This window comes from Bacteroides sp. BFG-606, from assembly GCF_024788145.1.
GTDB classification, from domain to species: Bacteria; Bacteroidota; Bacteroidia; order Bacteroidales; family Bacteroidaceae; genus Bacteroides; species Bacteroides vicugnae.
This window is the reverse complement of record NZ_JANUIL010000001.1, coordinates 6,174,577-6,186,744: the sequence shown is the minus strand read 5'-3', so window position 1 is coordinate 6,186,744 and position 12,168 is coordinate 6,174,577. Positions and strand designations below refer to the sequence as shown.

The following is a 12,168-nucleotide window of genomic DNA, read 5'->3' as shown; positions in this document are numbered from 1 at the left end:
ATGGGCGTTTGGAGTACACTATTGAAATATGGCGGCAAGGCCATGAAAGGTGTCGGTACGGCTACAGCGACTACCGGCAAAAGTATGGGTAAGGCAGTGCTGCACCCTTCGCAGACCTTGCGTGGCGCGGGTCAGGCCGTCAAGACGGCGACCATCGGCGGTGCGGTCGGTTATGTGGGCTGGGAGAAGCTGACCACCGACAAAAGCGTGGTGCGTATCGTGAGCGATGCGGTCATCGGCGAACCGGCAACGAATACCCTCGCGGAGACGGCGGACGGAGTGCGTGAACTGACGGGCAAGGCCGGGGAAGCCGTCAGTTCGGTCAGCGGTGCGGTAACCGGCATCGACAACAAGCTGAACGGTGTGTCGAACTTTTTGCGCCAAGCCTCCGGTGGCGGAGGCCTTGATATGTTCGGCAACTTTTTCCGTAACCTCGGCAGCGGCAACGTGTCGGGGCTGAGTATTGCCGGGCTGGTTGCGGCGGCGTTCCTCATATTCGGACGCTTCGGCTGGCTGGGCAAGATTGCCGGCGCATTCCTCGGCATGATGCTCATCGGCAACAATGCGGGTGTCTTCCGAACGCCGGAGACAGAAAACGTGCAGCGCACCCGGACGCCCGAACTTCCGGCAGAGGAACAGACGCATGGCGGAGGGATGAGAAGATAGGGATATGAATCAATAGGTAAACAGCATGAAATATACAGAAGAAATGATCCTGCAATCCGATAGCGGTTATTGTATGCCTTTCGAGGAACAGCAGGGCAAAGACGTGGAGCTGTCGCTCGGCTACGGCGAACAGACCGACCCGGCGACGGGCGAGAAATTCTTTCATCACGGCATTGACTTCAACGTGCGGTGCTATATGCTTTCTGCCCTCGCCAGCGGCATTGTGTCGGGCGTGGGCAACGATTCCGGACACGGCATCTGCCAGACCATCCGCTACGGGGAGTATGAGGTGACATACGGAAATCTGTCCAATGTCTTCGCTCAATTCGGACAGCGTGTAAAGGCCGGACAGACGGTAGCTTTGAGCGGTGACAAACTGCACATGACCGTCCGCTTCAAGGGCGAGGAACTGAACCCGCTGGAGTTCCTGACGATGCTGTACGGGAACATACAGGCAATGCGTCAGGCCGGCGGACACGAGACAGACTATTTATCCGGCTTGGAGATGGAACTGAAAACCGATTATGAACGGGACAAAAGGGAGATAGAGGAACTGATGCTGCACTTCCTGCCGCACTATATGGAGGATTTGCGGCATGGAGCATACACCTTGCCCCGGAATACGGAGCAGTCGCTACGCCACATCTTCACGGTGGGCGCGATGAAGGAGTATTTCTACGAGAATATGCCGAGCATGGCCAATCCGCTCGGACTGGGACACAAGGCCATGCCGCTGGCCTGCAAGGTGCAGAACCTCCTTATTGCGGATTTCCTGCATTACCTCGCCCTGCGGCATGATGTGTACCTCTCCACTGCGAGCAGCGACATAAAAAAAAACTCCATGACGAAGCCCTGACCTATGGCGGCATCATAGACCCGTTGGCGGAACTGGACATCGACATACAGAGCTTCGACATACCGAGGCTTGTCACGGTCTATCCCGACCGGGCGGGTGTGCGCTGGTGGACCAAGGCATGGTTCAACAATCGGGAAGAGGGCGAGACATCCGTCGAAATCGAACGGGAGCAGGCGATACGGTTCATGCAGGACAACATCGAAAAGGACGCATGGCTGGAAGAGTTCTTTCCCCGGCAGATGGAGGTTTACCACAACGCCATCGAGCAGACGAAAGAACAGCTATTGAAACAGATAAATATATAATACACAACATGGATGGAATCAGACATAGCCGGCAATTCGCGGAAATAGAACGTCTTGTGAGCGATTATTTCCATTGCCATCTCGCTCCCGTCATGTCGAAAACGCAGGCTTTCCTCACGAAGAAGCAGGGCGAGGAAATGAGGGAGTATTCCACCTCATTGGGCGGCATACTCAGCGCAATGGCGTCTGCGGCACAGCCGATGGGCGACCCGTACCAGGTACTCAAGGTTACGGGCGAATGGAACTCGAAGACGACGGAGGACTACATCGGAATGTGCAAGGCGGAGATTACCGGCTCCAAGGAGATACAGCAAGACCTCGCATACATGGCCGGGCAATGGCGCGATACCGTCGTGCGGGAAATCGGGCGTGAACGGTACAACGAACTGTCGGAACAATTGGGCGGTGACCTTGCCTACGCCTATATGGACTACCGGGTAGAGGAACTGATGATCGACCGGCTGGTCAAGGAGCGAATGCCGAAATCGTCAGCCGACTACATCATCCGCAAAGCCGCAGAATCAAGCTTGCTCGGACTTTCGCAGACCTTGAACCGCTCGCCGCTTGCTGAGGAAATCGAGGCACGGGGCGAAGCGGCCTACCGTCCGAAAGGATGGGAAAAAGGTGCGGGTCGGGTATTGGGCGCAACGGCGGATGCCGTCATGATGGGTGGCGCAGGTTCGTGGGCGACATTGGCAAAGTTTGTCGGGGCGGACGTGGCTATCTCGGCAGTCGCCTCACGCTTCGAGCCTGAAAAGTCGCCCAAGCTCTCTGTGGAGCAATGTATCAGCAAAGGTGTGTTCGGTAGCGAACGGAACGTGTTTACGGACTTCCGTAAGGAGGCTGCAACAGTACAGACGGGTGATAGTGCGCTTATTGTGGCGGCCAACGAGCAGTTGAAGAAAAAAATACCTGTGATGAACTTTAATTTTTTGGAGTGGATGCAGACACCAAAGTTTACCCCTTTCCAAATGTCCGAAAAGCCCGGACACCCTGAAAAGAAAAATGAACGTGCCGAACGGTACAAGGATGTGCCGCTCATCGTCGCTCCCGGACAGGAAGAAGCCTATTTGAAGCATTTGGAGAAATATAAGAATGCAACGGCTGTAAAATCCACAAAGGAATCAACACAGCCGGAAATGGAACAGAGGGAAAAAGTGGAGAAAGAGGAACGGCAGGTGGTTATTCCACATGAGGAAGAAAAGCAAGAGAGAGAGGCTGTGCAGACCAACACGAACGGATGGAGCGGATTGCTCGGTACATTGGGATTAGAGGGATTGGGCGATATCACGGGCAACCTCGGATATGTCATGGCCATGCTGCCCGACATCCTGCTGGGAGCTTTTACCGGCAAGACGCAATCGTTGCGCTTTGGGGACAACCTGTTGCCGATAGCGAGTATTGTGGCCGGTCTGTTCGTGCGTAACCCGCTGCTGAAGATGCTCCTTGTCGGTCTGGGCGGCGCGAACTTGCTGAACAAGGCTGGACACGAGGCGTTGGGGCGTCCCATGCCGTCCGCCGACGTGCATACGGAAAACCAGTACCGCCGTTATCCCGACGAACCGCTCAATTCCCGTATCGTAAACCCTGTACTGCAAGGCAGCACGCTCATCGCCACGATAGACCGTGTGCCTTGTACCATCCAGCTCACGCCGACCGTCGCGGAGGCTTACCGTGCAGGGGCATTGCCGCTGAACACGCTGGCGAACGCCGTGCTTGCCAAGAGCGACCAGTTGCGCCATATTGCCTCGCAGAATTACGACGACGGACAGCGGGAGACGATTGTGCGCACACGGGGCATCCAATAAATCCATGAACAATAAAAGCATGATGATATGAAAGAAAAGTCGCAAATCGAAAAAAAAGCCGAAGAAAAGCAGACGGAACTGCTGTCTGCCGCACTGGGCGGGGCATCGAACGCCGGCGGCCATTGGCTCAACGTATCGGGCAAGGGATTTCCCCGGCTCTATCCGCAAGGGGTCTCGGCCAGCCCGTTCAATGCCCTCTTTATGGCCTTGCATTCGGACAATAACGGATGCAAGACCAACCTGTTCACGCTTTACAGTGAAACCAAGGCACGGGGGGCTGCGGTACGGGAGCATGAGCAGGGCGTACCGTTCCTGTTCTATAACTGGAACAAGTATGTCAACCGGAACAATCCGAATGAAACCATCGACCGTACCGCCTATCTCCAATTGGACGAAGAGCAGAAGGCACAGTTCAAGGGTGTCCACAACCGAGAAATCCGCACGCTTTTCAATATCGACCAGACGACGTTGCCCTACGTGGACAAGCCGGCTTACGAGGATGCGGTAAAGCAGGACGGCAGTGTTCAGGAAAGAGGATATGCCGAGGCGGACAACCGCAGGTTGCGCACTCGGTTCAACGACTTTCTATTGAAGATGCGGGACAACCTCGTTCCCGTGCGCTCGGACGGTAGCGGAGTTCCTCATTACGAGACGGACAAAGATGCGGTCTATATGCCGCGCCAAAAGGATTTTGAGCATTACCACGATTATGTGCAGGAAGCCTTGCGGCAGATCGTGAGTGCCACAGGACATCAACAACGACTTGCCCGTGAAGGCATGGTCATGAAGAATGGTGTGGCTCCGTCAGAGGATGCGGTAAAATATGAAAGGTTGGTTGTGGAACTGGCTTCGGGTATCAAGATGTTGGAACTGGGACTGCCCGCGCGTTTGTCCGATGCAAGCCTGAAGACGGTGGATTACTGGTGTCGGGAGTTCAAGGAAAACCCGTGTATAATGGACGCTCTCGAAAGCGACGTGAACAATGCGCTTGATGTTATCCGAAAAGCGGAACGGGGCGAGAAAATTGAGTACGCCACCCTGCGAAACAGACGGCAGACCACGACCATGCAGGAACAGATGCCCAAGCATTACTTTGTGGCGAATGAAATCCGCCAGCACCCGGACAAGGCGGCGAAAAGCATCGTCCTCGTCATCGACCGGGAGGCGAAATCGGCGGATGTCATTTTGCCGGCAGGAGCTTCGACCGAGGCGAACAACGAGATTCCCGGCATGAACAAGGGGCGTATCGAACGGGCATTGCAGAAAGAGGGTATCGAGCAGGTGCGTTTCTATAATACTGACGGTGCATTGGGTTACAGACCCGATGACAGCTATTTCAATGAAAAAATGGTGACACTGGCCCGGTTAAGGAACTACACGTTGGAAAAGCTCTCCACGCTGGACGTGTCGGAAGCTGTCAGACGGGCGAATGAGGTCGGGTTCGATGCCGTGCAGATGATTCAGGATGACAAGAACCGTTGGGCACTCTATATCAAGCCGGAAAACAAGGAGGGGTACAGCGTCTATCCCGACAAGGAGGATGTGAACCGTTTTTTCTCCACGCTCAAGCAGGCGATGGACAACATCGACAAGGTACGGATGGAGCTGGCGCACAAGTATTATGCACTGGCGGAGGTCAAACCCGACCTGAAAGTGGATTTGTTCGGCAGCGATACGCCGGAGATTGACCTGAACCGTATTCAGCGTGTTGCCATCTTCAAGACCAGGCAGGATGGAATCCAGTGTGTGGCAACCATCGACGGACAAAAGCTGCAGCCCCGCAGCGTCACTCCACAGCAGTGGCAACGGATGTGGGTGGCGGAAGACCGTGACGGCTACAAGCGGCATTTGGCGGCTACGCTGTTTGCCGATGTGCTGCAAAAGGGACAATCCGTCGGGGAACAGAAAGCGGAAGAGCAGGTACGGCAACAGAATGAGGTGGTGGCGGAAAATCGGTCGGAAGAGACGAATGATGAAAATATGTCTCCGAAACGGCAGTTTTGGGACAACCTCAAGGAAAAGCATCCCGACGCCCTGTATCTGATTCGTGCAGGAGAAGTCTATCGGCTTTATAATGAGGATGCGGCAAAGGGAGCTGATATATTGGGGATTACGATGAAGAAATATCCGGAACGTGGATTTTCGGCTTTCGCAGAGTTCCCAAGGACGCAACTGGACAGCTATCTGCCCAAACTTGTCCGTGCTGGTGAGCGTGTCGCCATCAGTGAGATAGAGCTACAGGATAAACGGCAGGACGAGCAGGAAACACATAGGGGTATTCATAGATAAGGAGTGACGATTATGACCAAGAATCAGGAATATGCACTGCAATACGCAGATTATGCGATGGCACAGATGCGAAGGTATGGCATCCCGGCTTCCGTCACATTGGCGCAAGGCATACTGGAAAGCAGCAACGGACAGAGCCGTCTGGCAAGGAACGAGAACAACCATTTCGGCATCAAGGCAACTTCCTCGTGGATTGCCGAAGGCGGCAAATACGGAATCTACACCGATGATAAGCCGAATGAAAAGTTCTGCAGCTATGACAGCGTGGGTGATTCATACGAGCATCATTCCCGCTTTTTGAAGGAGAACAGCCGCTATGCCGGTTGCTTCAAACTCTCCCCGGACGATTACAAGGGCTGGGCACAAAGCATTGAGAAAGCCGGTTACGCCACAGGCGGCAAGTATGCCGAGAACCTGCAGAAAATCATTGAGCAGAACGGCTTGCAGAAGTATGACAGACAGGTGATGCAGGAGATGACGGCACAAGGCCGGCAGTTCGGGGTGGAACACAATCCGCTCCAGACTTCCGAGAGTGCGGAACATGGAACGGGGTATTCGTTCCCGGTGGAACGGGAGGAATTTCTGTTCATTACCTCTCCGTTCGGAACACGGCAAGACCCGTTGGACAGCACAAAGCAACAGATGCACAAGGGCGTGGATATCCGTTGCAAAGCCGACGCGGTACTGGCTACGGAGAGCGGCGGCAAGGTCGTGGCGGTAAACCAGAACAAGAATACACCCGGCGGCAAGTCGCTGACGGTGGAATATGCTCGGACGGACGGCAGCAAGGTACAATGTACCTATATGCACCTCAAGGAGATTTCCGTCAAGGTCGGCGATACGGTACAGGCAGGCGGACGGCTTGGCACATCGGGCAATACGGGGACACGGACGACCGGGGAACATCTGCATTTCGGTGTGAAGAATATCTATGCCGACGGGACGAAACGGGATATAGACCCTGCGGCGTATCTGGCTGAAATCGCACAGAAAGGACATATCAAATTGCAAATGCTGCACAACGGAAATGACCTGCTCGTCAAATACAAGGCGGCGGAAGATACCGTGCCTGAAAAGAACCTTTCGCCAGACGGATGGATGAAAAAACTCCTTTCGTCGGAGGATAGCGGTGTGGGAATATCGGGATGCAACGACCCGATTGTGGAGATGGCGATGACCGCTTTCGCCTCCCTGATGCTTTTAGCCACACAGATTGATAACCGGGAGGAAGAGGAACAGAAGACGGCGATATCCGCCGCGATGGATCTTCGTACCATCGACCTGAAGCCGTTGTTGCCGAATATGAAGAACTGCGACCTGACTATCGGCGAGAACGGCAAGGCCATTCTGAAAGCGGACAACGGGGAACTGCATGTCTCGCGGGAGCTGACCGCTTCCGAGCTGAACCGGTTGTCTGCCACGTTGAACAACGGTACACTCACGGAAGAGGCCAAACAGATGCGTGTAACCGGTATGCTGAATACGGTTATCCTGTCGGAAGCGGCCTCACAGAATTTTGAGCAGGGGATGACCCGGCAACAGGGACAAACGGAAAACCTGCGAAGATAAAGGCATGGCGATATGATAAAATGCGTGATGATACAGCTATGCAAGTGTCTGGCGGGAGTTTCCCTCCTTGCGTTGCACCTCCGGTTCTGCTACCTGCTGTTGGGATGGATCGGGACGCTCGTTGTCGTGGGCGTGCAATTAGCCATCGCCGGATGGATGGTCTGGGCGATGATACGCGCACCCGACTGACCGCACTCTACAACAGTTCAACATCAATCAACCCATGTATCACTTGTCCGGATGATCCATGTATCATTAAAGACAAAAAACAGATGATTAAATGTAATGTTACGGTATGCGGCGTTATCGGCCGCGATGCGTCGGTTCGCAAGAATAAAGAAGAGAAAGAATTTCTGGTGTTTCCGCTCCGGGTACAGATTCCGGCGACGGGTGGCGGGCACACTATCGAGGTGGATGTCCGCAAGGAGGGCTGTCAGGAGGAAGCCGCCGGTTATCGGAACGGCTCCCGTGTAGAAGTGAGGGGTACGATGTATCTCAAACGCCGGGGCGACAAGCTATATTTCAACCTGTTCGCCGATGAAATCTGCAATGCCGCTACGGATGATGCGGATTGCGTCAAGGGCGAGCTGGTGTTTCGTGGTAAGGTCGGCCAGAACATCGAGGAAAAAAGGGATAAGAAAGACCAGCCTTATACGGTGTTCTCGGCGTTTAGCGCAGAGAAGGTCGATGACGGCTTCGAGTACCAGTGGGTGCGCTTCTTCTGTTTCGGTAAGGAGCGCGAAGCGTGGTTGCAGCCGGGTGTAAAGGTGGATGCCAAAGGTGAAATGAACCTGTCGGCACACAACGGGAAAATCAACCTTTCCTGCAAGATGGAGGAACTGACGCAATATGTGGCGGATTCGTCTAACTATAATCAATAAGGGTTATGGCCGGTTACAGAAAGAAGAATGCCGACGGACCGAACAGCGAGGACAAGGCTCTTGACCTGTTCGCCGAAATGATGATCGAGAAAATCGAGGGCATTCAAAAGGACTGGAAAAAGCCTTGGTTTACGGAGGGTACGCTACAGTGGCCCCGCAACCTTCACGGGCGCGAGTACAACGGGATGAATGCTTTTATGCTGCTTTTGCACTGCGAGAAAGAAGGGTACAAGATTCCCCGTTTCTGCACGTTCGATTGTGTTCAGAAGCTCAATAAGCCCGGAAAGGATGGAGAGGAACTGCCGCGTGTCTCCGTGCTTCGTGGTGAAAAATCCTTTCCGGTCATGCTCACCACGTTCACTTGTATCCATAAGGAGACTAAGGAGAAAATCAAGTATGACGATTACAAGAAACTCTCCGATGACGAAAAGGAACAATACAATGTCTATCCGAAGATGCAGGTGTTCCGGGTCTTCAATGTCGCGCAAACTAACTTGCAGGAAGCGAGACCGGAGCTGTGGCAAAAACTGGAGCGAGAAAATTCGCGTCCGGCAATCGAGGAGGGCGAGCATTTCAGTTTTGCCCCAGTCGATACGATGATAAGGGATAACCTGTGGATTTGTCCGATTACGCCGAAATATCAGAATGACGCCTACTATTCCATCACGAAGAACGAAATCATCGTACCCGAAAAGGAGCAGTTCAAATCGGGAGAATCGTTCTACGGGACACTGTTCCACGAGATGACGCACTCCACCGGAGCGGAAAACGTACTTGACAGGTTCAAGCCGACTACTTTCGGTTCTCCTGAATATGCCCGTGAGGAACTGGTGGCAGAGTTAGGCAGCGCACTGGTCGCACAGCGTTACGGCATGACCAAGCATATCAAGGAGGACAGTTGCGCGTATCTTAAAGGTTGGCTTGATGAGCTGAAGGAATCGCCACAGTTCATCAAGACAACGCTTCTGGACGTGAAAAGGGCAACCTCGATGATTACCCAGAAGGTGGATAAGATAGCGCAAGAACTGGAACAAAATGTCGGCGAGAAGCAGGAAAACGGAGCGGCAGCAAAGGAGAATACATTTTATTCTTCTGTTGCGTATCTCCAATTTTCGGATGACACGAGGCAGCTTGACGAACTTCGGGAGAAAGGCGATTACGAGGGATTGCTGACGCTTGCCAAGGAGTATTACGACGGCAATGGCATCAACGAACAGCATACTTATTTATCGGCCACGAACAACAAGGGTGACAGCCTTATTGCCGAGGATGAGAATTTCGCTGTCGTGTACAACGGGAGTGTCGGGGGAACCTACGAGGTGATGTTGAAATTCACGGAGCAGGAAATCCGAGACCATATCCGGCGTTACGGTGTCGATATCGCCGGAGATACAATAAAAGGGGTTGCCAGGGAGATGGCGGCGGAACAGTTCTCCGCTTTGGCGTATCAAAAGATTCCGGCCTTCGAGATGCCGAACGGTGAAGTGCTATATGTCGAATATAACAAGGAATCCGATACGCTTGATGTCGGGCAACCCACCAATGCCGGGCTGGTCGCGCAGCATCGTTTCCCTTACGACCACAATGTCGGGCTGGATGCCAATCTGCAAGCCGTGAACGAGAAGCTGAACGAGCTGGAAGAGTATCGGGCAGAACTACAAGAGGCAGAATACGGCAGCGGTATGCGCCGGTAAGGATGGAAAGAAAAAGATGCGGAACTGGTTGGCTCCGCATCTTTTTTGCAGTTTATTTCCCCAACAAACCGTCTATCATAGACTGTAAATTTGCTATGTCGCAATACTGGTTACATCCCCCTCGGTAGTCCTTTCCATTTTGAGCTGTCCGTATCAGAAACGAATCGAGTTCAATTCTTACGCCGCTGCCCATTCGTGACAGACCGGAAGAGTGGCTGATGTAAACGAACTTGCCGTTGCGCTCAATGAAGCAGGAGGTGTCATAATGCCCTTTTGAATTGGAAGCCACCTTTGCACCAACGGCTGCGGCATATTTGGAAATCTCACGCACCAATGCTGTCTGGAAACTGCGGTACTCTTTTGAAACATAGTCTCCTGCATCTGCAAGTATAGCGTCCTGCCATTTGGTATAAAAATTCTGTGCCATATTGATATTTATTATTATTCGTTCCGCAAATAACTTTTCCATTTCTCGCCGTCAATGGTCAGTTTGCCCATTTCCCAATCGTATTCCACTTCCGGTATATTGGTATAAGGGAAATGAACGGTGTAGCCTATCTGTCCGTAAGAGCAATGCAGAGGGGTAACGCAAATCTCCCAACCGAAGTAAGATTGCGGCGTGCAGTATTTTCGCCAGTTGAAACGACCTGCGGCAATATTGCCGCAAAGTCGTTTGAGTATGTCGTTTGTTGTCATTCTGTACCTCCTTTGCTGAGTATGGTGAGTTGTTCGGGACGGTCTGGAAACCAATAAGCATCACTGTCGATATATACGCATCTATAGCCATTCCAAGGTTTTCTGAAAGCTAATACTTCTTTGGGACCAAATACCACCCCGTAGTCGTTTGTAAACGCCACCATATCGCCTACAGCCAAATCACTGTCTGTTTCCATGACTTCGGACAACCGGCTGAAAAACTCCATGCCCTCGGCTTCACGCTCTTTCTTCCAGCGCATAAACTCCTCTTTGTGGCTTCTTGATGAGCCAATAGGTAATAACTCCGATGCCAAAACCTCTGTCTCGGAAGAGCTTGTTGAGATTAAGATGATGCTGTCACTATCCACTTTTTCGGGAGTTGAGATAATTCGACATTCTATATCATTATCGGCAGTGTGCCAAAAAAGGAGGTTGCCTTGCTTGATGAAATCGTACTTGCTCATTGTCTTTTGATTTATTGTTTTTTTTATTTCCCTTTTCTTGAAGCCTTTTGACTTCGCCCAAAGGGGTTGTTTTCATGTGCGTCACAAACGGGGGGATGCAAGAACGATGAGCAAGGAACCTGCAATGAAATTTTATGAAATACCGTCATCTCCGATTACGGAAAGTTGTCGTCAAATTTTATTTCAGGTAGCGATAGCGGTACTTGGGCAATGTTCGTCCACCGTACCTTTGCACACGAAAACAGACCTGCGGCGTATGTCGGGGCTGTGAAGGGATTATACCCTTAAAACAGGAATATACCGGCTGTGAAACCGGTGGCGGAAGCTCTGCAGAGCATATTTATAAAAGTAACCGGGGAGCCTGTGCAAAAAAGAGAGCAACCACCCACTTTTGAGGCGGGTGGTTGCCAATGTTTCGGACAAACATCAGAAGTGGTAATCAACAACTCCTCCGATGTAGAGTATCGTTCCCGGTTCAAGCCTACAAACAAACTCCATAAACGTAAAGGACTGTTCGGCAAAAGACTGCAGCCATCGCCATCCAAATAGAAATGATAGGCGACATCCAACGGATTTTCCACTGCCTGTTTGAGATAATAGGTCGAACCCCATTCCAACATATTATCTGCCGTAAGAGCATTCGCTCTTTTTTTGATATTGGCGACATACTCCTCTTTCCATTGCTCTATTCCACCATTATAGCGCATGGTGTCATCGGATATAAGCTCGAACATTCCTTTGGGCAAGGCATGATTGACCAAATTGGCAATATCCTCTTTACGGTCTTCCTCGTCTATTTCTGAACAATAGTCATAGAAGCTCCCGTCTCCTTGCTGGAGTGTGTCCTCATTCAGATAGTTTTCTTTGTCTATCGGCTCCGTTGAAATTTGAAAAATCCTGCTGTGCATAATTGTAAATTTTAGATTGTCAAATATTTTCT

11 protein-coding genes and 1 pseudogene are annotated in these 12,168 nt (G+C 52.1%); 8 read left to right on the top strand and 4 right to left on the bottom strand.

Annotated elements, in window-relative coordinates; all coding sequences use genetic code 11:
* The 8 genes from NXV01_RS23900 to NXV01_RS23865 all read left to right on the top strand — a co-directional run bounded on the left by NXV01_RS23900 (position 1) and on the right by NXV01_RS23865 (position 10,068).
* Complete coding sequence (locus NXV01_RS23900; RefSeq protein ID WP_004320541.1) at positions 1 to 666, top strand: hypothetical protein; 666 nt, start codon at positions 1 to 3, stop codon at positions 664 to 666.
* Between the two features lie 25 nt (positions 667 to 691).
* Positions 692 to 1,522 (top strand): M23 family metallopeptidase, encoded by an 831-nt coding sequence (locus NXV01_RS23895; protein WP_004320543.1) that lies wholly within the window; start codon positions 692 to 694, stop codon positions 1,520 to 1,522.
* A gap of 23 nt (positions 1,523 to 1,545) precedes the next feature.
* Complete coding sequence (locus NXV01_RS23890; RefSeq protein ID WP_004301295.1) at positions 1,546 to 1,827, top strand: hypothetical protein; 282 nt, start codon at positions 1,546 to 1,548, stop codon at positions 1,825 to 1,827.
* Between the two features lie 8 nt (positions 1,828 to 1,835).
* Positions 1,836 to 3,635, top strand: a complete 1,800-nt coding sequence (locus NXV01_RS23885) for a hypothetical protein (RefSeq protein ID WP_004320545.1) — start codon at positions 1,836 to 1,838, stop codon at positions 3,633 to 3,635.
* 27 nt (positions 3,636 to 3,662) lie between these two features.
* Positions 3,663 to 5,924: a zincin-like metallopeptidase domain-containing protein gene (locus NXV01_RS23880; protein ID WP_004320548.1), complete on the top strand. Its 2,262-nt coding sequence runs from the start codon at positions 3,663 to 3,665 to the stop codon at positions 5,922 to 5,924.
* 12 nt (positions 5,925 to 5,936) lie between these two features.
* Positions 5,937 to 7,493: a glucosaminidase domain-containing protein gene (locus tag NXV01_RS23875; RefSeq protein WP_004320549.1), complete on the top strand. Its 1,557-nt coding sequence runs from the start codon at positions 5,937 to 5,939 to the stop codon at positions 7,491 to 7,493.
* A 272-nt stretch (positions 7,494 to 7,765) separates the two neighbouring features.
* A complete protein-coding gene (locus NXV01_RS23870) occupies positions 7,766 to 8,374 on the top strand; it encodes a hypothetical protein (protein ID WP_004320554.1) in 609 nt (202 codons plus the stop codon).
* A 5-nt stretch (positions 8,375 to 8,379) separates the two neighbouring features.
* Positions 8,380 to 10,068, top strand: a complete 1,689-nt coding sequence (locus NXV01_RS23865; protein ID WP_005680013.1) for a zincin-like metallopeptidase domain-containing protein — start codon at positions 8,380 to 8,382, stop codon at positions 10,066 to 10,068.
* A 52-nt stretch (positions 10,069 to 10,120) separates the two neighbouring features.
* Here NXV01_RS23865 and NXV01_RS23860 read toward each other — a convergent pair whose 3' ends face one another.
* From NXV01_RS23860 to NXV01_RS23845, 4 genes and pseudogenes are all read right to left on the bottom strand, one after another.
* A complete protein-coding gene (locus NXV01_RS23860) occupies positions 10,121 to 10,495 on the bottom strand; it encodes a hypothetical protein (RefSeq protein ID WP_004320558.1) in 375 nt (124 codons plus the stop codon).
* A 14-nt stretch (positions 10,496 to 10,509) separates the two neighbouring features.
* On the bottom strand, positions 10,510 to 10,764 hold the full coding sequence (locus NXV01_RS23855; protein ID WP_004320560.1) for a hypothetical protein: 255 nt from the start codon (positions 10,762 to 10,764) through the stop codon (positions 10,510 to 10,512).
* Positions 10,761 to 11,228 carry a hypothetical protein gene (locus NXV01_RS23850; protein WP_004320562.1) on the bottom strand — a complete coding sequence of 156 codons (468 nt, stop codon included), beginning with the start codon at positions 11,226 to 11,228 and terminating at the stop codon, positions 10,761 to 10,763. Before NXV01_RS23850 ends, NXV01_RS23855 begins: the two co-directional genes overlap by 4 nt.
* Before the next feature lie 426 nt (positions 11,229 to 11,654).
* Positions 11,655 to 12,136 (bottom strand): annotated as a pseudogene (locus tag NXV01_RS23845) (hypothetical protein).
* Positions 12,137 to 12,168 lie beyond the last annotated feature (32 nt).

Excerpts from the sequence above, each read along its gene's own strand:
- NXV01_RS23885 (WP_004320545.1), top strand. The coding sequence starts at position 1,836 with ATGGATGGAATCAGACATAGCCGGCAATTCGCGGAAATAGAACGTCTT.
- NXV01_RS23850 (WP_004320562.1), bottom strand. The coding sequence starts at position 11,228 with ATGAGCAAGTACGATTTCATCAAGCAAGGCAACCTCCTTTTTTGGCAC.
- NXV01_RS23870 (WP_004320554.1), top strand. The coding sequence starts at position 7,766 with ATGATTAAATGTAATGTTACGGTATGCGGCGTTATCGGCCGCGATGCG.
- NXV01_RS23860 (WP_004320558.1), bottom strand. The coding sequence starts at position 10,495 with ATGGCACAGAATTTTTATACCAAATGGCAGGACGCTATACTTGCAGAT.
- NXV01_RS23875 (WP_004320549.1), top strand. The coding sequence starts at position 5,937 with ATGACCAAGAATCAGGAATATGCACTGCAATACGCAGATTATGCGATG.
- NXV01_RS23895 (WP_004320543.1), top strand. The coding sequence starts at position 692 with ATGAAATATACAGAAGAAATGATCCTGCAATCCGATAGCGGTTATTGT.
- NXV01_RS23865 (WP_005680013.1), top strand. The coding sequence starts at position 8,380 with ATGGCCGGTTACAGAAAGAAGAATGCCGACGGACCGAACAGCGAGGAC.
- NXV01_RS23880 (WP_004320548.1), top strand. The coding sequence starts at position 3,663 with ATGAAAGAAAAGTCGCAAATCGAAAAAAAAGCCGAAGAAAAGCAGACG.
- NXV01_RS23855 (WP_004320560.1), bottom strand. The coding sequence starts at position 10,764 with ATGACAACAAACGACATACTCAAACGACTTTGCGGCAATATTGCCGCA.
- NXV01_RS23900 (WP_004320541.1), top strand. The coding sequence starts at position 1 with ATGGGCGTTTGGAGTACACTATTGAAATATGGCGGCAAGGCCATGAAA.